We start from the raw sequence: 26,351 nt of genomic DNA, 5'->3' as shown, positions 1-26,351 counted from the left end.
TTCATACCCGATTTCAACAGGGAGTATTGTCATGGATTGTTGATTTATCAGGTAAGGTACCAACATTAACTATGATTTCAGTATTGGTACACTTTTATTATAGTAAACTTAAAGTGACTCAAAAAGATATGGGGCAATTAATGAGTAACTAATAAATTTAAGAGTGACAAAGGGGAAAAGTAGAACATTGTGTTTTTTTGCCCCAATTGATATTAAATTGATTCTAAATTGATGCCAAATAAGTTTATTTTTAGTAAACACCAAAAGGCTGTGGCCTCAGGAATCCTGAGTGTCACAGCCTTTCTGTTGTATTTGATACAAGTAAGTGATGACTTAATGGATAGTATGTTTGTTATAGCCTGTTTGTTGTAGCCTTTTGCTATATTATGCCACCGTGTAGATTCTTATTTCCGGAGCGGCACTCCAGAGCGGTTTCAAGCCGGTGAATACATCGTTTTTAAAAAGATTGCTTTCTAAATATGCTTTGGCATGTTCTAAGCTGTCAAAGCCGTGAAGAACTTGAACATCTTTGTCGCGAATTAATAAGTCTTTTATCAAAGCGCCTTCAATGGTGTCAAGGAATGGTTTGCGATAATCGCTGTAAACCTTGGCAGCGGCAGGACGGTTAGACTCATTAATAGTCATGGTAATTTCCAAGTATGCTTTTACATTCATGGTATTTGCCTCCTAATCCATTGTAATAATAAAATTTCAAAACGCTTGCCGGTAAAGCTGCAAGCATGTTGATTGAATCACTCAAATCCTCGGAATCGGCATTTAGAATTCCCAAGTTTTGAGCTTGATTTCATTATAGAAGTTTGACTTTAGCTTGAGAAGATATCAGCAAAATCATGAGTAACTAATAATTTTCATAGTACCTTGAGAGACCTCTGACCATTTATTATAATGAAATACATAGAAAGGATTGGTTAATATGTATCAGCCGAAGTTGGAGAAGGATATCAGGTGTCCTTTGGAATACGGGCTCACTGTGTTTGGCGGTAAATGGAAATCGCGTGTTATTTGTGTGCTTAATGAGAAGGGCACCTTACGGTATAGTTCGATTCGCAAAGAAATGACGAATATAACGGATGCGGTGTTGGCGACAACGCTGAAAGAATTGATTGCGGACGATATGATTCAACGACAGCAATATGATGAGATTCCGCCGCGAGTTGAATATTCGTTAACGGCAAAAGGGCAGTCAGTGGTACCGATTTTGCAACATATATGTCAATGGGCGGGGGCTTATCATACAGTTGATAACGAGCACGTCATGACACAGTGTCAAACTTGCGATTATATTAACTGATTTAAAAGAGTGTAACAGAATGCAGCAGAACCGGTTGCATCCTGTTACACTTTTTTATTTATTTTTCTACGGTTTATTGTACGTATATGCAGGACTAAGAGACTGCAATTGTGTTATAATAAAATAATATATTGAGACATAAAGTTTGAGAGCGTGCCAATCTGGTAGTGTCTAAAACCAATGACCCGAAAAAGATGCAGGGGTGCAGAATAGACAGTTTGGAGACCATTTTTTATTTTGTACAGCAAATTAAGGAGTAAACATCTTGGAATTACTATGGCTTATATTTGACTTGGTAGGCACAATTGCCTTTGCCGTTTCGGGAACGCTCGTAGGTATCGGGCGGCGGATGGATATTTTCGGCATGCTGGTTTTAGCTTTGGCGACGGCTATCGGCGGCGGTATTATGCGTGATTTGATTGTCGGTAATATTCCGCCTAATTCGCTCAGAACCGGCGTTTATGTGACAATCGTTATTGCCGTAACGTTCATTATTTTCCTCGTTTATCGCTTGCGACGCAACCACTATATCGGGACGCGTTGGGTTCGTCAGATGTATTTGGCGGCAGATACCTTGGGGCTCGCTTCATTTACGGTTACCGGTGCCGGTATCGGCATGTACAATTATCCCGATATGCCGGTGTTGAGTGTTATTTTGGGCCTTTTGACAGCTGTTGGCGGTGGTGTCATTCGTGACGTGTTGGCACAGCGCGTACCGTCGGTTTTGCGTGAAGAAGTGTATGCTTTGCCGGCCATTATCGGCGGCATCGTGTATTGCATGTTTTATTATGCCGGTCAGTGGCAGATGGCATCGTACAGCTCGTTTTTAATCGTTGTCATCATTCGAACTTTGGCCATTCGTTATAACTGGAGTCTGCCACGCATTAAATAATTGCGGGGGACAGCAAGTACCGGCGAATATATATTAGGGTGGTCTTAAAAGTTTTACGCTACATATTAGTTAAGTTCGATATGTTTAATTACAACAAAATATGATATAATACTAGAGATTACAAGAGTTTCGATGAAAATCGATATTTGCTATATTTTTGCAAGTAAATTGCACTATAAAATACGAAGTAAGCAGTAGAAGAAGGAGTTGAGTGTATTGAAAAAACGATTTTCCTGGCTGGCAGGGGCTTTAGCGGCTGCTGTTTTATGGGGAACATCGCAGGTAGACGCGGCTACTATTTTATTTGTACCGCAAGACAATCGTCCGGTTAGTTTATCTTACACAGTAGATACGGCCGAAGGAGCCGGTTATACGGTGATTACACCGCCGGATTATTTAATTTCCGGTAAAAACTATCATGGTGAAGCGGATAAAATTTGGCAGTGGGTTGATGAAAATGCCTCCCGTGCCGATGTAATGGTAATTAGTACAGACACTTTGATTTATGGTGGTTTGGTAGATTCCCGTAAACATAATTTATCCTTAAACACCTTGTTGAATCGTACAAAACAAATCGGGGCTTTGCATGATAAATATCCGAATGTGCCGATTTATGCGTTCGGTACCGTTATGCGTTCGCCGCGAGCCAGCGGCGGTGGGGTAGAGCCGTCTTATTATGACCAATACGGACCGACTATTTTCCAGATTGCCGCGTTACAGGATAAAATGGATGCCGGTGATTTGAATCAGGATGAACAGGCTTCGTTGGTACAATTGCAAGCTTCCGTGCCGATTGAGTATTTGCAGGATTGGTTCAATCGTCGTCAAAAGAATATGACCGTAAATCGTGCACTCATTGATGAAACACGGAATGGCGTTTTTAAATATTTCGCCTTAGGCCATGACGATACCAGTACTTTGTCACAGTCCGCTTTGGAAAGTCGTTACTTGAAGTTATACAGTAAAGGTTTAAAAAATGACCGTTACGGCAGCTTCCCGGGTGCCGATCAGTTGGGCTTGTTGTTAATTGCGCGAGCTCATGTAGACCGCAATCATTTAAAACCGTCCTTTGAAGTAATCTATCCGTTAGGCGGAGGCGGTGAAACAGTGCCTCACTATGAAGATCAGAGTGTGGCTAAAACAATTGCGGAACACGTAGAGGCTGTAGGCGGTACGTTAGCCACCAACGGTAAACCGGATATTTTATTGGCCGTGAATACACCGCTCGGTAAGGTAACCGGCGAATCGGAAGCTTTTGAAAATTTCCCGATGATTTCCAACAGTACCAATGCTTTTTTAGACAAGATTCAAACGGCGATTGAGCAGAATGTACCGGTAAGTATTGCCGATATTTCTTACTCTAACGGCGCTGATAATACATTTGTATATGGTTTATACAAACGTGATTTGCTCTATAAAGTTGATGCGTATAACGGTTGGAATACCGCAAGTAATACGGTGGGCTATGCTATTGCTCAGGGCGTTTTGGGCAAAGCTATGCCGACCCAGGCTCATCGCGATATGTTGACGCAACAGTATTTGGACAACTGGGCATACCAAGCCAATATCCGTAAAGATATTTACCGCATGCAGGATTCGATTCGTACCGATAATGTACGCTATACCGGAACATTGAATGACAAGTTGGAAAGCTACATGGGCGAACGAGTTCAAGATTTTGCTGAAAAATATTTAAAAATCAATCCGCGTACCGTGTCGGCCCGTTTCCCTTGGGGACGTTTATTCGAAACCGATATTACGGTATATGATCAACCGGTAGCTCCGTTGCAGAAAGAATTGCGTTTGCAGCGTGAAGCGGAAGCAAGAGCAAAAGCTGAAGCGGAAGCCAAAGCCAAGGCAGAAGCTGAAGCGAAAGCTAAGGCGGCTGCAGCTGCCGCGGCTAACGGCGGTGCGTCTACAACAATTCCGGTAACGCAGGAATAAATAGCAGGCGAATTAATCGCAGCAAAACTCAAATTGCGAAAGTTTAATTGTAATAAGCAATTTGCAGCATGAATTAATAGACAGATATATACGGGACGGAGGGCTTAGTCCTTCGTCCCGTTTGTGTTAGAGAGGAGACACTGTTTTGAAACAGGCCTTTTTACCTGAAATCACGTATATGCGCGGACTTTGTATGCTCGGCGTTATCGGCATCCATGTAGGTTCATTTGCCCTCACTAATCCGCAAGCCAATGTGCAGTTAATCGGATTGTTGGAAATTTTATCCCGTTTTACCGTGCCGGCATTTTTCTTTTTGTCAGCCTTCGGATTGTTTTATCACACTTCGAGCTTTGATACATTCTCGTATAAGGACTTTTTATGGCGTCGTTCGCGTGTCGTTTTGTTCCCTTATACTGCCTGGTCTCTTTTATATATTGCATATGCAGGGGCAACGGCGGGCAATTTCGCCGGCTTAACACCATGTTACTTATTACCGGCCTTGTTTTTCGGTAACGGATATTACCATTTATATTTTATGGTAATATTGCTGTGGTTTTACTTGCTAATGCCTTTGTGGCGAGTTATGGTGCGTGGTATTTTGAAAAAGCCGATCCTTTGGTTATCGCTTATCTTTGTGGTGCAAGTGGCGTTTAATTTCTGGTCGTCTTATTATAGCGGTCAGATAACGTTTCAAAATCACTGGCTGCAATATGCCTATTCCATGAAGCTTAATTATTGGGTTGCTCATTATATTTGGATTTTCCTTTTGGGGGCCGTAGTGGCGGAACGCTATGAAGAAACCCGTGAATTATTGTGGCGTTATCGCGGCCTTTTAACCATCGTCTTTGCCGTTTCGGTGGCTTTGATGATGGGCAGTTATTTCTACGTGCTCAATGAACGTCATTATACTTTGTTGGAAGCGATTTATACGATTCATCAGCTGAGTCCGATGGGCATGTTATACACGGGCGCAGCCACGCTGTTCTTCTTGTTTTTCTTCATTGCTACGCCTATGAGCAGTATGAGTCGCGGCATTTGGGAACAAATCGGTGATACATCATACGGTATTTATTTGATTCATCCGTTCATGCTGATTATTTTGACGGCCGGCATGTATGTGGCGCAATTGCAATACACGGCTTTGGTAGTTATCGGGCTGTATGTCTGCACGGTTTGTATGTCGTATTTAGGCACGTTGGCTTTGAAAAAATTACCGCAACCGGTGCGAAGAATTTTATTGGGCCGTTAAAAGTTATCGTTTCGTTAAATTTTACCGGACTGTCGATTTTATTGAGACGTTAAATTTACATGTTTTAGTGAAAAAACTTTTTGTTCATAAAAAATTATCTTCACTGTGGGCAAGTATCCGTTGACTGTGCTATAATCGTTACATAAGCAATATTTGATTTTTGTTGGATGTCCCCGAAGTGTTAAATTTCGGGTTACCACATATGATATGCGAGGTGTTCTTATGAAAGAGTTAACCTATTTTAACGGTGAATTTGTAGAACCGGGTTCCAAATGTGTGAGTCTGGATGATCGCGGTTATTGTTTTGGTGATGGTGTGTATGAAGTAACACGCGTGTTTGACGGTCGTTGCTTTGCTTTTTCCTATCATCAGGACAGATTGTATCGTTCCATGCGTTTTATGGATTTTCCGGTAAAAATGCGTCCGGAAGATTTGCAGGAATTGCATGAAATCATGATTGAACAGAGCGGTATTACGGACGGTTATATTTATTTGCAAATTACTCGCGGCGTAGAACCTCGTCATCATGCGTATGATCGTTCCAAATTGGAACCGACCATGTACATGTATATTCGCCCGATTAAAGAAGATTTAAGTAAATTGGGCGAAGGCGTTAAAGCAATCAGTTTGCCGGACGAACGTTGGCTTAATGTAGATATTAAAACATTGAACCTCATTCCGAATATTTTGGCACAGACTAAAGCGGAAAAGAAATTCGCGTATTCCGCTGTTTTATTCCGTGATGATATTTGTACGGAAGGGGCAACTTCCAATGTGTTTGCCGTTAAAGACGGTATTCTTTATACCCATCCGGCCAATAATTTAATTTTAAAAGGGATTACTCGTCAGCTCGTTGTTACGCGTGTAGCTCCGACCGCCGGTGTGTCCGTTATTGAAAAAGAATTTGATCGTGAATTTGTTGAAAATGCCGATGAATTGTTCTTTACCGATACTATCGGCGGCATTATTCCGATTACTACCTTTGATCGCAAACCGGTTGGCAACGGCCAGGTGGGCCCTGTAGCCACTAAACTTCGTGCCGGTTATGAAAAGTTATTGGCAGAAGGGTTGGCTTAATTAGTTTATGAATACCCGAATTATTACGGGGACCGGATTATTATTGGCGCTGGCTTTGTTAAGTCAAAGTCTGCGCCTTATTATTCCGCTACCGAATATGGTGAGTATGTTTTTAATAGGCTCTTTGGTGGGGCTTTGCATGTTGTTAGCCGCCATGCGTTACGGCGTGGTGAGTGGTCTCGTTATTGCCTGGGTAACGCCGATTATCGCATTTATGCAGTCCATGTTACCGTTTGCTCCGTTTGTGCCCATTGTGGCGATAGGAAACTCGGTGTTCGTCGTTCTGGGCTTTTTATTGCGGAATCAGTCGCTTTGGTTACAGACGGCCGTGTGCAGTGTGGCTAAGTGCGTTGTCTTATATTGCAGTTTTGCTTTGTTGTTTATGAGTTTTGCTATACCGTATCCGATTGCTAAAGCCGTTTTATTTATGATGAGCTGGCCGCAGATAGTAACGGGTACATTAGCCGTTATAGGGGCACGGTTCCTCATGAGTCACGGCTCTATAGGGCCTTATAAATAACTATTGGTAATCTGTGATTAGCTTAATACGCATTCTTGCATGGTTATACAAGAATTCTATAGGTAGCTATACAAAAGCCTTATAAGTAGTCTGTGAGTATTCTATTGACAGTCATTAGCTACAGTGTTATGATTTTATCACGCAAAAAATACATAGGTTCATCAAGAGTTGACTGAGGGACTGGCCCTATGAAGTCGCGGCAACCATCCGGTAAGGAACGGTGCCAATTCCAACGAAGCTTGGCTTCGACAGATGAAGAAACAGTAACTCTTCATCTGTATGAAGAGTTTTTTTATTATGTTAATATATATTTCAAATAGAGCGTTAGAGAAAAGGAGAGCGATCACATGATTGAACTTACGCACATTAGCAAAGTTTATGACGGTCCGAATCGCGTAGAAGCGTTAAAAGACATTAGCCTTTCAGTTAAAGAAGGCGAAATCTTTGGGGTTATCGGTCAAAGTGGGGCCGGTAAATCGACCTTGATTCGTTGTATTAATATGCTGGAACGACCTACGTCCGGTTCCGTTGTTGTAGACGGCGTAGATCTTACTAAATTAAATGAAAAGGACTTACGGGAACAGCGGAAAAATATTGGCATGATTTTTCAGCACTTCAACTTATTATCTTCCCGTACGGTTTATGATAATGTAGCCTTCCCGTTGGAATTACAGGGGATGAGCAAAGCGGAAATCAAAGAACGCATTTTGCCGATCCTTGATATCGTAAAATTGGGCGATCGTTTGAATAACTATCCGTCCCAATTATCCGGCGGTCAGAAACAGCGTGTCGGTATTGCCCGTGCTTTGGCCAGCAATCCGAAAGTGCTTCTTTGCGACGAAGCTACGTCCGCTTTGGATCCGCAGACAACCAAATCCATTCTGGAATTGCTTAAAGATATTAATGAAAAACTGAAATTAACCATCGTGCTCATTACGCATGAAATGCAGGTTATCAAAGAAATCTGCGACCGTGTAGCCGTAATTGAAGGCGGGGTTATTTTGGAAGAAGGCCGTGTAGTCAATGTATTTACCGGTCCTAAAGAAAAAACTACGAAAGAATTCGTTAGTGCCATTATCAGCCACAAATTACCGGAAGAAGCTTGGCGTCATCTCAATGTACAGCCGGATTGGCAAGACGGTTTACATCCGATTATTCGCTTGAATTTTACCGGTGATGTAGTTGATGAGCCGGTTGTGGCGGGCGTGATTCGCCGCTTCGGACTCAACGTAAGTATTCTCTTCGGCGGTGTCGATTACATTCAAGACACGAGCTTCGGCCATTTGATTATAGTGCTGGATGGTGACAGAACCAATGAAGAGCAGGCTATTCAATACTTGAATGAATTGCCTATTGGAAGCGAGGTGATCGGCTATGTCGCAACAAATTATTAATATGTTGATTCAAGGTTTAGGCGAAACCTTGCAAATGACGATAATTTCTACGGTAGTATCCATGATTGTGGGCATACCGTTGGGCGTTATTTTGGTAATTACCGGCAAAGGCCATATTTTAGAAAATAAAGCAGTAAATGCTACATTAGGTTCGGTTGTGAATGCATTCCGTTCCATTCCGTTTATCATTTTGATGGTAGCGATTATTCCGCTCACACGTATTATTGCCGGTTCTTCCATCGGGACTACGGCGGCTTGCGTACCGCTTACGATTGCGGCTATTCCGTTCCTCGCTCGTTTGGTGGAAACATCGATTCGCGAAATCAACAGCGGCGTTATTGAAGCGGCACAGGCGATGGGGGCTTCGCCAATGCAGATTATCCGCAAAGTATTGTTGCCGGAAGCGTTACCGACAATTATTGACAATATTACCGTTTTGGTTGTTAACTTAATCAGCTATTCCGCTATGGCCGGTGCTATTGGGGGCGGCGGTCTCGGGGATATCGCGATCCGTTACGGTTATCAGCGTTTCCAAGGCGATGTAATGTTGGCGACGATCATCATCTTGATCGTATTGGTTCAATTGATTCAGTCTTGCGGTGATTTCTTATCCCGTAAAGTGAATAAACGCTAATAATCCGGTTCGTTAATTGAGTTCGAATCGCTGCAGTTTGATTCGGTCGATTAATCGGCAGAAGTATTGGCACCTGATTTTTTTGAAAAGAGAGAATAAGAGAGAAAGAATGGGGGAAACACATGAAACGATTAGTATTTTTATTGGCAGCGATTGCTACGCTGGCGTTGATGTTAGTTGGTTGCGGCAGTGACAGTAAGGACAGTGCGGCAACCGACAATAAGGAAATTTTCGTAGGTGTAACGGCCGGGCCGCATGCACAGGTTATGGACTTTGTAGCCAAAGAAGCAGCGAAACAGGGCATTAAAGTGAAAGTTGTTGAATTTAACGATTATATTCAACCGGATGTGGCGTTGGCACAAAAAGAATTGACCGCCAACTCCTATCAGCATCAACCGTTCTTGGATAATATGGTCAGTGAACGCGGTTTAAAATTAGTTTCAATCGGAAAAACCATTCTTTTGCCGATGGGCCTCTATTCCAATCAGTATAAAGACCTTTCCAGAGTACCGAACGGTGCGAGTGTAGCGATTCCGAATGATCCGACCAACGGTGGACGTGCTTTATTGTTATTACAGCAAGCAGGCCTGATTCAGTTGAAGGATGGCGGTTCGCCGAAATCAACGGTAGCGGATATTACGTCTAATCCTAAAAATTTACAAATTAAAGAGTTGGAAGCGGCCCAGATTGCCCGTTCCCTCAATGATGTAGATATTGCCTTGGTAAATACAAATTACGCACTCAATGCGGGTCTTAATCCGTTAAAAGATGCGGTCGTTGTTGAAAGTAAAGATTCGCCGTTTGCCAACGTTTTTGTTGTTCGTGAAGGCGATGAAAATAATGAAACAATCAAGAAATTGTTAGCCGTATATCAATCGGATGCAACGAAGAAATTCATAGATGATACCTTCAAGGGTTCTATTATTCCGGCATTCTAACCGGATGAAAAAGACTTTTTTACTTTTTAGTGCGAAAGTCTTTTTCTTTTGCCTGAATATGTAATATAATAAAATTATATATTTAAGCAAAGGGAGGATTCTTATGAGTGTCAATGAAAAACTTCGTAATCCTTTGAATAATCAATTGTTTGAGGCCATCTTGGCATTAAAAACAATCGATGAATGCTATGAGTTTTTTGAAGATATTTGCACCGTCAATGAATTAAAAGCGTTGGCACAACGCTTGCAAGTAGCTCGGATGCTCGAAGCCGGCGAAAGCTATGATAATATCGTGGAAACAACGGGGGCCAGCACGGCTACCATCAGTCGTGTAAAACGCTGTTTAGTATATGGAGCGGATGGTTACAAAACAATCTTGGCACGCTTGAAATGAGGCTTTTATGGATATAAGTATAATTAATCCGGCGTTAACGATGCCGTTGTTGTTATTTTTGGCAGGGGCGTTGGCCGGATTTGTAGACTCCATTGTAGGTGGCGGCGGTTTGATTTCCGTGCCGGCGATGCTACTTACCAATTTGCCGCCCAGTGTGGCCTTGGGGAGTAATAAATTATCCAGCGTATTCGGTGCTTTGACGGCGGCGATTACGTATGCTCGCTCCGGCATGGTGGAATGGTCCTTGGTTAAGCGTTTAATGCCCATTACGTTTATCGGCTCGCTGCTCGGGACCTGGCTGGTTATCAGTATTCCACCTTTATATTTAAAGCCAATCATTATTGTGCTCCTCATCAGTGTGTTGACCTTTGTTTTATTCAAAAAAGACTGGGGTGCGGTGACGACCTATGCGGGAGCCTCGAAGAAAAAGCTTGTTTTATTGGCTTTGGGCTCTTTGGTAATCGGCTTTTATGACGGATTTGTAGGACCGGGGACCGGCACATTTTTAATCTTTATGTTTATTTATGCCGGGTTTAACTTTTTGTATTCCTCGGGGAATGCGAAGTTTTTAAACTTTACCAGTAACCTCGCTTCTCTAATCCTGTTTTTGAGTTTGGGCCATGTGGATTATGTATTGGGCCTCTCGGCAGCGGCCGGACAAATTGTCGGGGCCACGTTGGGGGCTCGTTTGGCCATTAAAAAAGGCGTGGGTTTGGTGCGTTTTGTATTTATTGCCACCACGGTAAGTATGCTTTGTAAGTTAACGTATGACTATATCGTAGCGCAATGGTAGCGAAGGAAGGTGAGATACTATGCCGATTAACAATGAAAATCAGGTGGCTCTTATTAGTGGCGGTACGTCCGGCATCGGCTTCGCAACGGCGCAGTTATTATTGAAAAAAGGTTGGAGCGTTGTAATTAACGGGCGCAATGAACGTGCCGGTCAGGAAGCGGTTGTTAAATTGCGTCGTATTTCCTCTAAAGTACGCTTTGTACAAGGCGATGTAAGTAAAGTTATGAATTGTCGCCGTATTGTTGATGAAACTTGTCGCTTGTTTGGTGATATCAGTGCTTTGGTGACGGCTGCCGGTTTTTATAAGGAAGAATTGATCGATGATGTGACCGAGCAGGATTTTGATGAAATGATCGGTACCAATGTAAAGGGAACCGTATTCTTATGCCAGGCTGCGGCACCTTGTCTCAGACGCACGAAGGGCAGTGTGGTAACCGTTTCCAGTGATGCGGGCATACAGGGAAATGTGGCCTGTTCGGTATACGGTGCTTCCAAAGGGGCTATTGTAAGCTTTACCAAATCATTGGCCCTTGAAATGGCGGTTCATAAAGTGCGTGTTAACTGTGTATGTCCCGGTGATGTGGATACTTCACTGGTAGCAAAACAGTTGGCCGACAGCAACCAAACATTTGAAGAAGCTATGGAAGAAATGGCTATGCATTATCCGTTGGGGCGCATTGCCAAACCGGAAGAAATCGGCGAAGTTATTGCTTTTTTACTCAGTGAAAAGGCCTCGTTTGTAACAGGCGCCGCATGGACAATCGACGGAGGCTTAACCAGCTGGTAAGATAATTGTATAATTTATATAGTTAAAAAGAGGAATTTTATTCCTTAATATAGAAATAGTCAGAATGAGGGTTTATAATTAAAGTGAACTCTATTAATATGTCATGTATTAGACTTTACAGGTGATAAAGGAGCGATATAGATGGAAGACGTAAAAGATTTGATGACTCATCCGGAAGGAACGTTAGCAGCCGTAGAAGCAGAATTAGCGGATCGCGATGCTGAAATTGAAAACATCTGCCGTTGGGCGGCCGCACGTGCCGGCGTACTCGTGATGGCACCAAAACTTAGTACAACCGCATTGATTGCCAATGATGCGTATATGGTAAGTCGTATTGCTGCCGTATATGGTCATACCGCAACAGCCGGTGCTATTATCGGTTTCCTCGGCGGTCTCGGCGGCAGTGTAGTAAGTGCATTGTTGACTTCTGTATTCCCTAATCCGAAAGTTAAAATTCCGTTGGCTATTTGCTTAACATACGCCGTAGGCAAATGTGCTAAGATTTGGGTAGAAAGCGGTATGCCTATGCCCGGCGATTTCTCTGAATACAGAGAACGTTTAATGGAAATTGTTGAACATAACAAAACAACGATTGCTGCATTGGTGGATTCACCGCTTAAAAACAAACCGCTGGGCGATGAAAATAAAGATTTCTTAGCCGAAGCCGGTGTGGGCAGTGATGAATTTTTAGGCCTTAACAGCTTTAATTTCGGTAGCTTGTTAAATGGCGATTTATTGGAAAGCTTCGGCTCCATTAAAAATGTAGTCCTTGGTGTTGCCAGTGCTGCCGTAGCCGGTATTGCCGGTAAAGCGCTTGCCAATTCCGATAACGAATATATTGCCAATGCTAAACATGCTTTATCCGGTATCGGTGCCTTATTGGCTACGGTAGGCTCCACGGCTCTTGATTTGGCAAGCGGTACGGCTACCTCCGCTATTAAATCTACCGGCGAAGCAAAATCTACGGTGCTCGGCAAAGTAAGCGATATTTTAACATCAGCCGGCAATACTAAAGATGATGTGGTAGAAAGCGTAAGTGATTTCGTTGCTTCCGCAGGCGATAAAAAAGACGAAGTTGTGGAAAAAGTAAGTGATGTTGTAAAAGGCATGAAAGACAATTTACAGAAATAATTAACCACGGCACTTAGTATAGGTATACGAGAATTATAGGAGTGAGCATCAAAATGAATCCGTTAAAATTATTGAAGTATGCGAAATTCTTTTCGTCATCTAAATTTTTAAGTTTTGCCAGTGGTGTCGGTAAAAATGTCGCCTTCTTACGTCGGGCGTTCATCTTGTTTTATTGTTTCCGTGACCCTGACACCCCTAAATACGTTAAAGCCGTCATTGCCGGCGCTTTAGGGTATTTAATCTTGCCTATCGATCTTGTTTCCGACCGCATTCCGTTTATCGGTTGGATTGATGATGCGGCAGTGATTGCGTTGGCTTTTAAAGTGGCTAATCGCTCGATTAAACCAATGCATCGCGAACAAGCTCAAAAAATGGTTCCGTTCGGATCTGAAGAATAAGCTGAATAAAAAGGCATCTTGTGAGGAGTTCTCGCAAGATGCCTTTTTTGTTTGTATTGATGTGTAATTAATTAGATCGCTATGCACTCTGTTAAAACAGAATCGGGGATTTATTAAAACGACCGTTTGCCCAATTTGGGATGGCTGCATGGTTTGAGTGTCAAGGTATCGATGAGATGAGCAGCTTCATCGAGGCTCACATCCTCATAATTGCCGTGACGTTCTAAAATACACATGGGTGAGTCAACACCGACTTCACCGGCCGGCAAATAAATATATTCTTCATTAGCTATATCGCCGAAGATATAGCCTGCTTGTAAATGTTCACGATGAATGCGACTCATAAAAAGAATCTCCTTATAAAATATGAAAACTAAAGTGCCTTAAGATAAATATTATTGCAGAGCTCAATTTGCAAAGCCCGATATGTCAAAGCACAATATGTCAAAGTACAATATATCAAAATTATAAAATCTGTTTTAATTTAAAATCCATATAGTCCGCAGATACAAGATGTAACTGTGTATTGTCAAAGGTTTTCGGAATGCGGTCAAAAGAATTTTTATCGTGTAAATGTCCGAAAATGCAATGATCAACTTTATATTTGGTTAACAGCTCGGTAAAACCGCTGGGTTCGTTTTTATCATTGAATGGGGGATAGTGCAAGAGCAGAATTCGAATCGCCTCTTGCTCTGATGATTCAGCGTTTTCGTTTTGGTGAAGGGCCTGTTCCATTTCTTGAAGGGCCGCTTCGGTGCGCAACAATTCGCGAGTATAAATGGATGTATCGTTTTCTTCGTCAAAGGACGTATCGTTGGGACAAAGATAACCGCGAGTGCCGCCGAAGGCAATGTTTCCGATGGCCAAGCCGTGACCTTGTAAAAAGGTTAATTCATGTTGCATGGCCGTATCCATTTTCTTGGCACTGCTCCACCAATAATCATGGTTGCCGCGGATTAAATAAATTTGGCCCGGCAGTCGGGCAATTGTTTTTAAATCAGACACTGCCTCCGCCAGGCGCAAAGCCCATGAAGTATCGCCCACTACAAAGACTATATCGTCATCGCTTACTTGTTCTTGCCAAGACGCTATGAGGCGTTCGCGATGATTTTGCCAATGAGGACCGAATACATCCATTGGCTTGGTAGGCGGTTCGCCTGAGAAATGAAGATCGCCAATGGCAAAAATTTTCATGGTATCTCCTAACTAACTAAAAATCATGTGTGATTAAATGATAACTGTAATTCGGCTGAATGGTAAAGTCACACTTAATCAATAAAAAAGTCATGGTTCAGTTCATTTTTAATTTGTTCAACGCGTTCCTTATTGCTGATTTGGCTGATTGAATAGCCGATATACAGCGGTGAGGTAACATAACGAGGTACTATTTTAACATACTGTGAACCGGTCTGTAAATCGTAGAAGAACAGATTGTACGAACCGCTGTGTCGTGAAAAGTCTGTTAAAATATAGTGCAGAATTTGTTGAATTCGTTTAGCCATTACGGCACGGGATGTTTTTTCGTTGAATTCCATATTGAATTCGAAAAAGCCGATAATCGGTTTATCGGATAAGGTAATTTTTAAATTTGAATCTTCTTTCAGAATAGGGCCGTCGAAATGGTGAACTTTAATGTCTTCACGATAATCGTAATCATATAAGCCTATAATTTGACTGTGCGGATGGCGAATTGAGCCGCCGGACATAGGCCCGTAGTTTTTAAAATACAATACGGATTTAAACTCTTCGCGAGCCATGGTTTCCTGCCATTTACGCAAAGAAAAATCAAGAACCTCTGTGGCTTTATCCGGTGAATAACGCGAAAATTCACTGAAACAATCGTGGGTTTCGATGATAACGGTAGGCCAAGTTCGATCAAGGACGGGATATTTGTTCATAAGCCAGATAATATCGCCCTGCGTTTCCAAAATGTCGGTCAATTTGTCAACGGCACAGAAGGGGCAAGCCACTTCGCGGTGGCGGATGTTTTCCGGCTTGGTGCGGCCCATGGCTATATTAAATATTAGTGGTTCATTCATTTGTACACCTCTCTTACTTTAATACTAACACAGTATTGACCTTTTGGGCAGTGTGATATAATTAATTTGATAATGATTTTAGCGAAATATGTCGAAATAACTTTTTAAAGATATGGAAATAATTTTGCGAAACAACTGAGAATTATTTTTGAAAAAAGAAGAGGCAACAGCATGAGACCGACAACATTATGTTTTATTATAAATCATCAACAAGAAATCTTATTGGGCCGTAAAAAACGCGGTTTAGGTGCCGGCAAGGCTAACGGTTTCGGCGGAAAGCGCGAGGACGGCGAAACATTCCGTCAGTGTGCGGTGCGCGAATTGTTTGAAGAAACGTCTTTGTTGGCTAAGCCTGAGGACTTGGAGACGGTGGCTATATTAGATTTTCAATTTCCTTATAATGAGGAATGGACGCATGTAAATTATGTGTATTTACTGCGTAATTATGAGGGTTTGCCTATGGAGACGGAAGAGATGGAGCCGTTTTGGACATCGTTTGACAAAATCCCTTATGATACAATGTGGGCCGGTGATGCGGACTGGATTCCGCGGGTTTTAAACGGCGAACTTTTGAAAGGTAAACTCGTGTTCGGTAAGAATAATGACGGCATTATGCAAATGCAGATAACGAAGGTGACGGAGATTCCCGAGTTGGAATCAGTGGAGGCAATGAAGGCGTGGCTCGAAGCGTAAATAAAGATAAAGTTTTAACTGAAAATATAACTGAAGTATCTTCGAAGACGGAGACAGAATCCAATCAGATGGCGGATGAAAAGAAAAGTAAGGTTGAGGCCGATTGGGTAAGGACGCTTCTTGCCTGGTACGATGCCAATAAGCGTGATTTACCGTGGCGTAAGACTAAAGATCCGTATCGTATTTGGGTGTCGGAAATTATGTCGCAGCAAACGCGCATTGAAGCGATGAAGCCGTACTACGAGAATTGGATGGAACAATTCCCGACGAAGGAAGCTTTGGCGGCTGCGGATGAAGATACGGTAGTAAAGGCATGGCAAGGTTTGGGCTATTATTCCCGTGCTCGTAATTTGCGCCTCGGTGTGCGTGAAGTGATGAGCAAATATGGGGGTGAGATACCGCGCACCCGTAAAGAGGTGGAAAGCCTTAAGGGCGTTGGGGCTTATACAGCCGGCGCCATTTTGTCGGTTGCGTTTAATCAACGCGAAGCGGCTATTGACGGTAATGTGCTGCGTGTGTATGCTCGGTTGTATGCAGTGCGTGATGATATTATGCGTACGGCCGGTAAAAAGGCGATTGCTACCTTAGTTGATGAGACATTGCCCTATGATCGACCGGGCGATTTCAACCAATCGCTCATGGACTTTGGTTCCGGTATCTGTATTCCGAAGGCGCCACGCTGCGAAGGTTGTCCTTTACGGCGTTGGTGTCAGGCGGATGCTTTGGGGATTGCCGCTGAGTTACCGGTGCGTATTGTTAAAAAATCAGTGCCTATTATTTCGATTGTAACCGGGCTCATCCGTAATGCGCATGGTGAATACTTATTGCATCGTCGACCGGCTAAGGGTCTTTTGCATTCTATGTGGGAGTTTCCCAATGTTGAAGTGCCGAGGGATGTTACGATGCAAGATAAAAAAGAATTGCCTTTGATCGGTGTAAAGCCTTTGAAAGAAGAATGGAATTCAATGTTTCGAGGGGGTAAACTTACCTGGCACAGTAAGGCAATCACTACGTTGCGGCATGTGTTTTCCCATCGCTGTTGGGATATGGAAGCCTATGAAGCAGAACTTACGGGTGAGGCTTCTTCGGCAATGGTTACCGATGATGAATGGTGCTGGGTTTCGTCGGATGATTTTACTGAGTTCCCCTGGGCAGGTCCACATGGCAAGTTGACCGTATTTTGCCAAAATTAGTATATGAAAAAAGATGGCTGAGAATAAAGAGATTAAAGATTGAGAATGGCAGGTGAAAGAATGTCGGCACGTTTAATATTTTTTATCATAACGACGATTATAATCTTTTTGATAGTATTCGCCAATTCCTATTTAATTGTGCGTTTAACTAAAATGAAGCGCCGTTCGGCGTGGTTTTGGCGCTTAGTGTTGCTTCAAATCACAGCTATTGTGGGGACAACGTATTACCAGATGGCACAGGTGCAATTGCTGGGGACGTCCATGTACGAATTTTGGCGTGCTTGGGCTACCGGTACGTACGGCCTTTTAATGGGGCTCGGTGTCGGTTTTGCCATATTGATCCCTTTGGGAATTGTCATGGCGGCGGTGAATTGGCGTGCTAAAAAAACAACGGCTGAAGAACAAGATAGTCGTCGCCAATTTTTGCGTAAAGCCATTTGGGCCGTACCTGCTGTTACGGCCGGCGGCGGTGTAGTCAGAGCTTATGAAGGGGCGAAAGAACTCCAAGTAAATCACATTGATTTGGTATTTCGCAGTTTGCCGGAGTATTTAAAAGATTATAAATTGGCTCAAATCAGTGACGTGCATATCGGACCGTTCATTGATTTGCGTGATTTTGATAAAATTACGCAGGCTGTTTTAAATGAAAAGCCGGATCGTTTAGTTATTACCGGCGATTTAATAGATGACCTTGATTTTTTAAATCTATTGTGCGGACGTTTGGAAGAATTGTTTCCGAAAATTCCCGATGGCATAGATTATATTTTGGGGAATCATGAATATTTTAAAAATCTACCCCTTGTTTTAGAGGCTTTCAGCAGCATCTCCATGCGTATGCATCGGAATTCATCGCTTCGTTTAAGCGGCGGATCCTGGCCGGTGTATTTGGCCGGTGTTGAATATTCGTTTGATCGCAGCGGCGAGCAGCGAGAAGTTTATCTTCAAGAGGCTTTGGACAATATACCGTCGGAGGCCTTTACTATTTTATTGGCTCATCATCCTGATTTTATGGAAAATGCTTTTGCCCATAATATACCGGTAACACTGTCCGGGCATACTCATGGCGGACAAATTGTGGTGGGCGGTACGCCGCTCGTACCGGTAGGCACTAAATATTTTAAAGGCATGTATCGTGACGGAGACAAATACGGTTATGTTAATAACGGAACAGGCCATTGGTTCCCGGTTCGTTATAATTGTCCGCGAGAAATTACGATTTTTACCTTTAAAGAAGGAAAAGTATCAAAAGTGTAACAAAAGTATTAAAAAAAATTAAAATATTGGGTAAAGCTGTATTTTGGCATTGTCTAATTTAACCAAAAAGTCTATAATGATTGAGTTGTTAAATGACAAAACCGCATAGCGAAAGCGGTTATCATGTAAGTGAAGAAGAATGATTATGATGGAGGCCGGCCATAGAGCGGCCAGTTGGTAGTCGAGGTGAACTAATGGATCAAAATATTATTGCCTTTATACTTGGTATCGTAGAAGGGGCAACAGAATTCTTACCGGTATCCAGTACCGGGCACATGATTTTAGTAGGTGACTTTTTAGGATTTACCGGCGAACGTGCCAGTGTATTTGAAGTATTTATTCAGTTAGGTGCCATTTTATCTGTATTTTTCTATTATCGCGAAAAATTCATGAGCATGCTTCGTCGTGAAAACTGGATTCGCAATGACCGATTATCTTTGGCGCATATCTTTTTCGGTATGTTGCCGGCTATGGCCATCGGCTTTTTAGGTCATTCTTTTATTAAAAATTATCTCTTCTCGGCAGGTACGGTTATTATCGGCTTGATCGTAGGCGGTTTATTCATGCTTTGGGCTGAAAAACGTCATAAACCGATTACTGTTGATAATGTTGACCAGTTGAGCATGTATCAATGTCTTCAAATCGGTTTGTTCCAAGTATTGGCTTTATGGCCGGGTTTTTCCCGTTCCGGTTCTACTATCGCCGGCGGTTTAATGCTCGGTGTCAGCCGTAAAGCGGCAGCTGATTTCTCTTTCATCATGGCAGTACCAATCATGTTGATTGCTTGTATTTATGATTTGCTTAAAATCATTGATCAGTTGCAATGGTCGGACTTCGTTATGTTCGCCATCGGTTTTGTAACAGCCTTTATCTTTGCTTACTTGTCCATCGTATGGTTCTTGAAATTCTTGAATAAATCATCCTTGGCAGGATTTGCATATTATCGTTTTGTAATCGCTGTTATTGCTTTTGCATATTTCTTCCTTTTCTAATAAAAAAGAGTTGAAACCGATTTTAAATTATAATAGCCGTGTGCATTGTTTAAACTTACAATGCACACGGCTATATTTTTTGCCTCATAAAAGCAAGGCTGCTTTTTAGTTTATTATCTTAGTTGGCGGCTGTCTTAATTCTTCTGCCAACTTTAATATTTTAGACTCTATGGTTTTAATGGTCTGTATAAACTCGGCGTCATCCTTACCGGTAGGATCATCAAGCCCCCAATCTTCGCGACGTTTTGCGGGAAGGTTGGGACAGGCTACATTACAGCCCATGGTAACAACCATGTCGACCGGTGGAATTTGCGATAAAAGTTTACTGAATTGTGTTTTTTCCATGTCAATTCCGTAAAGTTCTTTCATTAGACGCACGGCATCCTGGTTGATTTTAGGCTTTGTTTCCGTACCGGCCGAATAACACTCCAATACATCACTTGCTAAGTGGCGACCCAATGCTTCCGCAATTTGGCTACGGCAGGAATTGTGAACACAAATAAATGCTATTTTTAACATATGATGGCCTTTCTGTTACAAAGATAGTAATTTTTCATTCTTGATATCGTCGGCACTCCAAGCGATAACTGCAAAATGACCTTTTGTATGAGTGTCTATTTTATTTAACCACGATACTTCGTTGTCTGCTTTGGCAGCTAAGATTGGATTGGTAGTATTTAGTTTGTAAAAAGATTGGTTCATAACCCACCACTTAGTGGCAATGCTGGCACGGATTAAATCATCTTCTAAACGCAATGCTTCATAAACAGGCGTTGCTTCGGGTAAGGTAATAATAATGACTTCGGTCTCGGTACTTTTAAGACGTGGTAATAATTTTTTTACGGATTCCGGAATTTCGCCTTTGGTACGTTGAATCTCGTGATTATAGCTTTGTGTAGATTCCAATAGAAGCAATGTATGACCGGTCGGAGCCGTATCGATGATTACAATTTGGTCATCCGCTTTTTCTACGATTTCGGCAAATGCTCTAAAAACGGCAATTTCAAGCGTACAAGGGGAGCGTAAATCTTCTTCGATATAGGCAATATTGCTGTCGCTTAGACCGGAGTTGCGCGCCTTGGTGAGAACTTCATCCTGATATTTGGCAAGCTCAGCGGCTTCATCAATATGGCTCATGGTGATATTTTGGTTTTCGTCGAGGACGAAGTTGAGGTGAGCCGCCGGATCGGTAGTAGCCAGGTGTACTTTTTGCCCACGTGCAGCCAGCTTCAAGGCTATGGAGGCGGCAATCGTAGTTTTGCCTACACCGCCTTTACCCATTGTAAAAATAACGCGCTTTCCGTTCGTTTCAAGATTGTTAACGACATCATCTAAATCAAAGAGTTTATTGGTGTTTAAATTTTCATTAACGACTGCAATGTGGTCCTCGTTTAACAGGGAGCGTACATTAGCGAGACCGGTAACATTATACGCTCTTAGCGGTACCATATACATGGTGAGTTCTTGCAATTCGCTTGGAATACTTGCTAAAGCAGCTTGTTGTTTTTCAAAAAGTTTTTGAGATATTTTGTCGTCGGCTGTAGTCAAAGCGCCGTTTACAATTAATATTTGATTTTGAACACCGATTTCCTTGAGTTCTTTAGACGCGCGGGTGGCTTCTTTGAGTGGAGCACTTTCCGGACGAGTAACTAAAACTAAAGTAGTAAGCTTGCTATCGGCTAAAGTATCTACCGCTTGTTTGTAAATCGATTTTTTGCCTTCAAGTCCCGATAATTGACCGAGACATGATGCGCCATGAGTGCTTTCGCTGATAAAATTACTCCAGGCGGACGGAAGTTGGAGCATGCGCAAGGTATGTCCGGTGGGTGCGGTATCAAAAATAATATGGTCGTATTCCGATTCTATGGCTTTGTTGGTGATAAAATTAGAAAATTCGTTGAAGGCCGTAATTTCTACGGTGCAGGAACCGGAAAGTTGTTCCTCCATATTATTTAAAACCGCATCCGGTAGTTTACCGCGATAAGGAGCGACAACACTTTCACGATACTCGGCGGCTGCTTGAATCGGATCTAGGTTGGCTACAAAAAGATTCGGTACATCGGGAATTTGCATCGCTTTATTGGTAAGCTCCATGGCGAATACGTCTTGTAAGTTTGAAGCCGGATCCGTACTGATCAAAAGAACTTTTTTACCGTGATCGGCCAAAGATCAAGCCGTAGCGCAGGCCATACTGGTTTTGCCTACGCCGCCTTTACCGGTATAGAAAAGATATTTGGTTAAATTGAGGACTTGCGGATTAAAACGATCCATTAGCAACAACCTCCTTCACAACAACAAGAGTTTGAGTCATCTTCGTTTTTTGAAGCGTATTCTGAGCCTTGTGCACAAGTTTGTAATGTTTCGGCAGGTAGATTGAGCCATTCGGTTAATTCTGCATTTGTCGGATATCTTCCGGACAGAACTAAATCTCCGTCCAATAGAATAGCAGGTAAGGCATCAGGACCTTTTTCATTAATAAATGTGTTTATGGTTGTATCGTTAACGAACTCCATTGGTGCATTGGTAAGGTTGAAGCGGTCAACTTGAATATTATTCTGTTTCAAAGTTTCAATAACTGTAGAAATACGTAATAACTCAGGATCGACACCTACACCGCAAAGACCGGTAGCACAACACATAGCGGGTTCAAAAATTTTTACAGATTTCATAAGATTTACCTACTTTCTTTTATTAATATTAATTGCGCCTTGATATATGGGCGAAATAGCTAAACTAAGCAGTTAAAATAACAGCTAAACTAAAAAGTGAAATTATTCTTCGCCGGAAGTGGGAAACCAGTGGCGTGTATTGTTGGCGATTTTTACTAACAGTAACATAACCGGTACTTCGGTTAATACGCCGACGGTGGTAGCCAAGGCGGCGGCGGAGCTGGTGCTGAATACGGCGATGGTGACAGCCACGGAGAGTTCAAAAAAGTTAGAAGCACCAATCATGCCGGCCGGTGCAGCTACATTGAATGGCAGTTTTAAAATTCTGGCAGCAAAGTACGCAATGAAGAAAATCAAGAATGTTTGCAAAATTAAAGGAACTGCAATTAACACAATGTGCAGCGGATTATTAATGATGGTTTCGTCTTGAACTGCGAAGACAAGTATAAGTGTCATTAAAAGTCCTATTGTAGTAATTCCGTCGAATTTTCTGACAAAAATGTTATTGAAATAATCGGCACCTTTATTTTTTATAACAAGCGAGCGTGTGAGTAAGCCGCCCGTAAGCGGGATTACGACGAAAAGGATGACAGATAATATCAAGGTATCCCAAGGTACTTCTACATTGGATATGCCAAGCAAAAACTTTACGATAGGAACGAAAGCGACTAATATAATTAAATCATTGGTTGCTACTTGTACGACGGTATAAGCGGGGTTACCTTTAGTGAGCGTACTCCACACAAATACCATGGCCGTGCAAGGGGCGGCACCCAGTAATACGGCACCTGCCAAATATTCGGTAGCAAGGTCGGGTGTGATGTAAGTTTTAAAAATTCCAAAGAAAAATATAGAAGCAATAGCATACATGGTAAAAGGTTTTATGAGCCAATTGGTTATCCAGGTAAGGAATAAACCTTTAGGATTTTTGCCGACATTTTTTACACTTTGGAAATCAACTTTCATCATCATGGGATAAATCATCAACCAAATAAGGATGGCCATGGGTATGGATACTTTGGCATATTCAAACTGATTTAAGAAAGCGGGAATTTCGGGGATGAACTTTCCGATTAATACGCCTATAATCATACAAAGAATGACCCATACCGTTAAATATTTTTGGAAAAATCCATGTTTGTTTGTAATTTTTCTTGCATTGTTGGTACTCCTATAAAAAAATGCTATGCGTCATATAGAAGAATTTCTATGTGAAGGACGATTTATATGTCCATTCCATAAGGGAATGGACATGTAAGCTAAAACTTGGTTCGGATTTAGCCGATTCAAGTAGTTTCCCCCTTTTTGTGGTAGATACAATCATCGGTATCACATAATATATTGCCTAATTGACTATAAAAGTTTTTAAGGCTGTTTTGATTCAATGAATAGTAGGTCCACTTGCCCTCCGGGCGAGAATTTACAATGCCTGCTTTGATTAATACTTTCATATCATGGGATAAGGTGGGTTGTGTTACATGAAATTCTTCCAGGATTTCACAGGCGCAAAGTTCACCGCATGAAAGCATGTCGATAATTCGTAAGCGTTTTGGATCGGCAATCGCTTTTAAAATTTTGGCATTATCCAGATATTTTTCATCCATTGGTATAACCTCACATAGAATAGTTTTTATGTGTAGTATATTCCTCACATAGAAGAAAGTCAATGAGAGAAATCATGATTTGAGGTAAAAATATGAGTGTGGTTAATGTAGGGAATCGATTTAAAGGATAGATATATAAGGAGTTCTGATTTAGGAAATGGTAATTACCAAGGATATGTTGGATCGGATGTAATGTGATTGTCAGAAAAATGTAAATATTTTTGTAAAAAAATACTTGCGTAAAAATATTACCTATGCTATTATAATAAAGCGCTATACGGGAGACGTAAGCGTTGAACAAAAAGTCAATCTGAGCTAAAAAATCTATTGACAAGTTGTTCAGGAATATGTATAATATTCCATGTTGTGGTATGCTGGCGTAGCTCAATCGGTAGAGCAGCTGACTTGTAATCAGCAGGTTGTGGGTTCAATTCCTATCGCCAGCTCCATTGTTTTTGGAGGGATTCCCGAGCGGCCAAAGGGAGCAGACTGTAAATCTGCCGTCTTCGACTTCGAAGGTTCGAATCCTTCTCCCTCCACCATTCATCGCGGGGTGGAGCAGTTGGTAGCTCGTCGGGCTCATAACCCGAAGGTCGCAGGTTCAAGTCCTGTCCCCGCAACCATTCATTACGTATGCTGGTGTAGCTCAGTCGGCAGAGCGTATCCTTGGTAAGGATAAGGTCACCGGTTCAATCCCGGTCACTAGCTCCATATACACTTGGCGGCATAGCTCAGTTGGCTAGAGCAATCGGTTCATACCCGGTGTGTCCGCGGTTCAAATCCGTGTGCCGCCACCACTATTTATTTAGTTGGTAACTCACATATCAATGTGAGTTTATTTTTTTAACAAATTTAGTGTTTTGGAGGTGGGCATTTGTATGCGTGAGAAGAAGGAGTTAGCTAGGGGGCTGAAAAATCGACATGTACAGTTATTGGCTATAGGGGGAGCCATCGGTACAGGTTTATTTTTAGGGTCGGGCCGTTCGATTCATTTGGCGGGACCGTCCATTTTATTGGCTTATATCATTACAGGTCTAATTTCATTTTTCATGATGAGAGCCTTGGGGGAATTATTATTATCTAATACGGATCATCACTCATTCGTAGATTTCGTTGAAGAGTACATCGGACCGGGTGCCGCCTTTGTTACGGGTTGGACCTATTGGTTCTGTTGGGTATCGCTCGCAATGGCTGACGTTACGGCTGCCGGTGTATATATTCAGTACTGGATACCGAATGTAGAGCCATGGATACCGAGTCTTTGTATTTTGCTCATTCTGTTCGCTTCGAATTTAATGGCAGTCAAAATTTTCGGTGAATTGGAATTCTGGTTTGCCTTAATTAAGGTTATTGCTATTTTAGGCTTAATCGGCGGTGGCTTATATTTAATTTTTACAGGCTATCAAACAGATGTGGGTCCCGTTAGTTTCTCTAATTTGTGGAGTCATGGCGGTTGGTTCCCGAACGGTTGGGAAGGTTTTGTTTTATCGTTCCAAATGGTTGTATTTGCTTTTACGGGGATTGAACTTGTAGGCTTAACGGCCGGTGAAACGGAAAATCCTAAAAAGGTAATTCCACAGGCTATCAACAATATTCCGATTCGTATTATTATTTTCTACGTTGGTGCCTTGGCGATTATTATGAGTATTTACCCTTGGACGGCCGTAAATGCCGATTCCAGTCCGTTCGTTCAGGTGTTTAAAGCGGCCGGTATCGTAGCGGCAGCCGCTATCGTTAACTTCATCGTGTTAACGTCCGCAGCATCTGCTTGTAACAGTGGTCTCTTTAGTACAAGTCGCATGGTGTATACGTTGGCTCGTGAAGGAAATGCACCGCGTCGTATGTTCCGCCTTCGTTCCAATCAAGTGCCGATGAACGCCGTTGTATTCTCCGCTTTGGTTATTTTTATAGCCGTTATCATGCAGTACATTATGCCTGAAAATGTATTTATTCTAATTACCAGTGTGTCTACGTTCTGCTTTATTTTTATCTGGGCTATTATTTTGGTTTGCCATATGAAATATCGTAAACAGCATCCTGAAGTGGTTAAAGCAAATCCGTTCAAAATGCCGTTATATCCGGTTATGAACTATGTGATTTTAGCTTTTTATGCATTAGTTTTGATTTCGTTGGCTTTTAACAGTGAAACACTTATCGCGTTACTCTTTACGCCGGTTTGGTTCGGCATGTTGTGGTGTTTCTACAAATTACAAACATTAAAACAGAATTACGGCAACTAAATTTTTATAAAACCCTAAAATCTCCTGTAGATTTTAGGGTTTTTAATGTTAGATTCTTTTCATTACTGATTTTTTGTATTATAATTAGGGCATATAGGTTATTATTTTTGTGAAGGAGGCTATTACTTCAATGGCAAAAGCAAAATTTGAACGTACTAAACCGCATGTTAACATCGGTACTATCGGTCACGTTGACCATGGTAA

The 26,351-nt window shown here is 42.1% G+C and carries 27 protein-coding genes, 5 tRNA genes, 1 pseudogene and 1 riboswitch; of the genes and pseudogenes, 24 read left to right on the top strand and 9 right to left on the bottom strand.

The genetic code is table 11. The features are described from left to right. Nucleotides 1–384 precede the first annotated feature (384 nt). Nucleotides 385–675, bottom strand: a complete 291-nt coding sequence (locus EO126_RS09095) for a hypothetical protein (RefSeq protein WP_127008573.1) — start codon at nucleotides 673–675, stop codon at nucleotides 385–387. Between the two features lie 259 nt (nucleotides 676–934). Here EO126_RS09095 and EO126_RS09090 point away from each other — a divergent pair, with 259 nt between their 5' ends. From EO126_RS09090 to EO126_RS09025, 14 genes are all read left to right on the top strand, one after another. Then, the gene (locus EO126_RS09090) at nucleotides 935–1,312 is read left to right on the top strand and encodes a winged helix-turn-helix transcriptional regulator (protein WP_127008571.1); all 378 of its coding nucleotides are present in this window, start codon (nucleotides 935–937) and stop codon (nucleotides 1,310–1,312) included. A gap of 265 nt (nucleotides 1,313–1,577) precedes the next feature. Beyond that, nucleotides 1,578–2,204 carry a trimeric intracellular cation channel family protein gene (locus EO126_RS09085; protein WP_127008569.1) on the top strand — a complete coding sequence of 209 codons (627 nt, stop codon included), beginning with the start codon at nucleotides 1,578–1,580 and terminating at the stop codon, nucleotides 2,202–2,204. 216 nt (nucleotides 2,205–2,420) lie between these two features. Beyond that, nucleotides 2,421–4,148 (top strand): DUF4127 family protein, encoded by a 1,728-nt coding sequence (locus EO126_RS09080; RefSeq protein ID WP_127008567.1) that lies wholly within the window; start codon nucleotides 2,421–2,423, stop codon nucleotides 4,146–4,148. A 145-nt stretch (nucleotides 4,149–4,293) separates the two neighbouring features. Then, entirely contained in the window at nucleotides 4,294–5,397 is a 1,104-nt protein-coding gene (locus EO126_RS09075; protein WP_127008565.1) for an acyltransferase, read from the top strand. Between the two features lie 222 nt (nucleotides 5,398–5,619). Further along, on the top strand, nucleotides 5,620–6,474 hold the full coding sequence (gene dat / locus EO126_RS09070) for a D-amino-acid transaminase (protein WP_127008563.1): 855 nt from the start codon (nucleotides 5,620–5,622) through the stop codon (nucleotides 6,472–6,474). A gap of 7 nt (nucleotides 6,475–6,481) precedes the next feature. After that, a complete protein-coding gene (locus EO126_RS09065; protein ID WP_127008561.1) occupies nucleotides 6,482–6,994 on the top strand; it encodes a hypothetical protein in 513 nt (170 codons plus the stop codon). Between the two features lie 155 nt (nucleotides 6,995–7,149). Beyond that, nucleotides 7,150–7,253, top strand: a riboswitch (SAM riboswitch). 88 nt (nucleotides 7,254–7,341) lie between these two features. After that, nucleotides 7,342–8,388, top strand: coding sequence for a methionine ABC transporter ATP-binding protein (locus tag EO126_RS09060; RefSeq protein WP_127008559.1), 1,047 nt, complete (start codon nucleotides 7,342–7,344; stop codon nucleotides 8,386–8,388). Further along, nucleotides 8,369–9,022, top strand: a complete 654-nt coding sequence (locus EO126_RS09055) for a methionine ABC transporter permease (protein ID WP_127008557.1) — start codon at nucleotides 8,369–8,371, stop codon at nucleotides 9,020–9,022. Before EO126_RS09060 ends, EO126_RS09055 begins: the two co-directional genes overlap by 20 nt. 122 nt (nucleotides 9,023–9,144) lie before the next feature. Next, nucleotides 9,145–9,960, top strand: a complete 816-nt coding sequence (locus EO126_RS09050) for a MetQ/NlpA family ABC transporter substrate-binding protein (RefSeq protein ID WP_127008555.1) — start codon at nucleotides 9,145–9,147, stop codon at nucleotides 9,958–9,960. Between the two features lie 103 nt (nucleotides 9,961–10,063). Beyond that, nucleotides 10,064–10,354, top strand: coding sequence for a YerC/YecD family TrpR-related protein (locus EO126_RS09045; RefSeq protein WP_006556263.1), 291 nt, complete (start codon nucleotides 10,064–10,066; stop codon nucleotides 10,352–10,354). 7 nt (nucleotides 10,355–10,361) lie between these two features. Beyond that, on the top strand, nucleotides 10,362–11,147 hold the full coding sequence (locus EO126_RS09040) for a TSUP family transporter (RefSeq protein ID WP_127008553.1): 786 nt from the start codon (nucleotides 10,362–10,364) through the stop codon (nucleotides 11,145–11,147). Between the two features lie 19 nt (nucleotides 11,148–11,166). Further along, complete coding sequence (locus EO126_RS09035; protein ID WP_127008551.1) at nucleotides 11,167–11,934, top strand: SDR family NAD(P)-dependent oxidoreductase; 768 nt, start codon at nucleotides 11,167–11,169, stop codon at nucleotides 11,932–11,934. A 141-nt stretch (nucleotides 11,935–12,075) separates the two neighbouring features. Next, on the top strand, nucleotides 12,076–13,065 hold the full coding sequence (locus tag EO126_RS09030) for a hypothetical protein (RefSeq protein WP_006556266.1): 990 nt from the start codon (nucleotides 12,076–12,078) through the stop codon (nucleotides 13,063–13,065). Between the two features lie 53 nt (nucleotides 13,066–13,118). Then, nucleotides 13,119–13,463, top strand: coding sequence for a YkvA family protein (locus EO126_RS09025; RefSeq protein WP_006556267.1), 345 nt, complete (start codon nucleotides 13,119–13,121; stop codon nucleotides 13,461–13,463). Nucleotides 13,464–13,576: 113 nt separating this feature from the next. Here the strand turns inward: EO126_RS09025 and EO126_RS09020 are convergent, their stop codons facing one another. The 3 genes from EO126_RS09020 to EO126_RS09010 form a co-directional block, all read right to left on the bottom strand. Further along, the gene (locus EO126_RS09020; protein WP_006556268.1) at nucleotides 13,577–13,807 is read right to left on the bottom strand and encodes a hypothetical protein; all 231 of its coding nucleotides are present in this window, start codon (nucleotides 13,805–13,807) and stop codon (nucleotides 13,577–13,579) included. Nucleotides 13,808–13,928: 121 nt separating this feature from the next. Further along, the gene (locus tag EO126_RS09015; RefSeq protein WP_006556269.1) at nucleotides 13,929–14,657 is read right to left on the bottom strand and encodes a metallophosphoesterase; all 729 of its coding nucleotides are present in this window, start codon (nucleotides 14,655–14,657) and stop codon (nucleotides 13,929–13,931) included. Nucleotides 14,658–14,731: 74 nt separating this feature from the next. Beyond that, nucleotides 14,732–15,502, bottom strand: a complete 771-nt coding sequence (locus tag EO126_RS09010) for a DUF4931 domain-containing protein (RefSeq protein WP_006556270.1) — start codon at nucleotides 15,500–15,502, stop codon at nucleotides 14,732–14,734. 171 nt (nucleotides 15,503–15,673) lie between these two features. Here EO126_RS09010 and EO126_RS09005 point away from each other — a divergent pair, with 171 nt between their 5' ends. From EO126_RS09005 to EO126_RS08990, 4 genes are all read left to right on the top strand, one after another. Next, nucleotides 15,674–16,195, top strand: a complete 522-nt coding sequence (locus tag EO126_RS09005; protein ID WP_127008549.1) for an 8-oxo-dGTP diphosphatase — start codon at nucleotides 15,674–15,676, stop codon at nucleotides 16,193–16,195. Between the two features lie 68 nt (nucleotides 16,196–16,263). Continuing rightward, complete coding sequence (mutY, locus tag EO126_RS09000) at nucleotides 16,264–17,388, top strand: A/G-specific adenine glycosylase (protein ID WP_127008616.1); 1,125 nt, start codon at nucleotides 16,264–16,266, stop codon at nucleotides 17,386–17,388. Nucleotides 17,389–17,448: 60 nt separating this feature from the next. Next, nucleotides 17,449–18,642 (top strand): metallophosphoesterase, encoded by a 1,194-nt coding sequence (locus tag EO126_RS08995; RefSeq protein ID WP_164726732.1) that lies wholly within the window; start codon nucleotides 17,449–17,451, stop codon nucleotides 18,640–18,642. Nucleotides 18,643–18,836: 194 nt separating this feature from the next. Continuing rightward, the gene (locus EO126_RS08990; protein ID WP_006556274.1) at nucleotides 18,837–19,634 is read left to right on the top strand and encodes an undecaprenyl-diphosphate phosphatase; all 798 of its coding nucleotides are present in this window, start codon (nucleotides 18,837–18,839) and stop codon (nucleotides 19,632–19,634) included. A 105-nt stretch (nucleotides 19,635–19,739) separates the two neighbouring features. On the opposite strand, the gene EO126_RS08985 is transcribed toward EO126_RS08990, so the two are convergent. From EO126_RS08985 to EO126_RS08965, 5 genes and pseudogenes are all read right to left on the bottom strand, one after another. Then, on the bottom strand, nucleotides 19,740–20,153 hold the full coding sequence (locus EO126_RS08985; protein WP_127008545.1) for an arsenate reductase ArsC: 414 nt from the start codon (nucleotides 20,151–20,153) through the stop codon (nucleotides 19,740–19,742). A 15-nt stretch (nucleotides 20,154–20,168) separates the two neighbouring features. After that, nucleotides 20,169–21,905 (bottom strand): annotated as a pseudogene (gene arsA, locus EO126_RS08980) (arsenical pump-driving ATPase). After that, nucleotides 21,905–22,303, bottom strand: coding sequence for an arsenite efflux transporter metallochaperone ArsD (gene arsD, locus EO126_RS08975; RefSeq protein WP_127008543.1), 399 nt, complete (start codon nucleotides 22,301–22,303; stop codon nucleotides 21,905–21,907). The pseudogene arsA and the gene arsD overlap by 1 nt, the downstream one beginning before the upstream one ends. 102 nt (nucleotides 22,304–22,405) lie before the next feature. Beyond that, nucleotides 22,406–23,395, bottom strand: coding sequence for an ACR3 family arsenite efflux transporter (arsB, locus tag EO126_RS08970; RefSeq protein WP_127008541.1), 990 nt, complete (start codon nucleotides 23,393–23,395; stop codon nucleotides 22,406–22,408). 194 nt (nucleotides 23,396–23,589) lie between these two features. Beyond that, nucleotides 23,590–23,907: an ArsR/SmtB family transcription factor gene (locus tag EO126_RS08965; protein WP_127008539.1), complete on the bottom strand. Its 318-nt coding sequence runs from the start codon at nucleotides 23,905–23,907 to the stop codon at nucleotides 23,590–23,592. 373 nt (nucleotides 23,908–24,280) lie between these two features. Between EO126_RS08965 and EO126_RS08960 the strand changes: the two genes are divergently transcribed. The 6 genes from EO126_RS08960 (at nucleotide 24,281) to EO126_RS08935 (ending at nucleotide 26,147) form a co-directional block, all read left to right on the top strand. Further along, nucleotides 24,281–24,356: transfer RNA gene (locus EO126_RS08960), tRNA-Thr, on the top strand. Nucleotides 24,357–24,364: 8 nt separating this feature from the next. Next, a tRNA-Tyr gene (locus tag EO126_RS08955) sits at nucleotides 24,365–24,449 on the top strand. A gap of 5 nt (nucleotides 24,450–24,454) precedes the next feature. Then, nucleotides 24,455–24,530: transfer RNA gene (locus EO126_RS08950), tRNA-Met, on the top strand. 12 nt (nucleotides 24,531–24,542) lie between these two features. Then, nucleotides 24,543–24,618 (top strand) — tRNA-Thr (locus tag EO126_RS08945). Nucleotides 24,619–24,627: 9 nt separating this feature from the next. Further along, nucleotides 24,628–24,704: transfer RNA gene (locus EO126_RS08940), tRNA-Met, on the top strand. A gap of 81 nt (nucleotides 24,705–24,785) precedes the next feature. Continuing rightward, entirely contained in the window at nucleotides 24,786–26,147 is a 1,362-nt protein-coding gene (locus EO126_RS08935) for an amino acid permease (RefSeq protein ID WP_127008537.1), read from the top strand. The last annotated feature ends 204 nt before the right edge of the window (nucleotides 26,148–26,351 follow it).

Source organism: Veillonella seminalis, assembly GCF_003992065.1.
GTDB classification, from domain to species: domain Bacteria; phylum Bacillota; class Negativicutes; order Veillonellales; family Veillonellaceae; genus Veillonella_A; species Veillonella_A seminalis.
The sequence above is the reverse complement of the archived record's forward strand: the minus strand, read 5'-3'. Positions and strand labels throughout refer to the sequence as shown.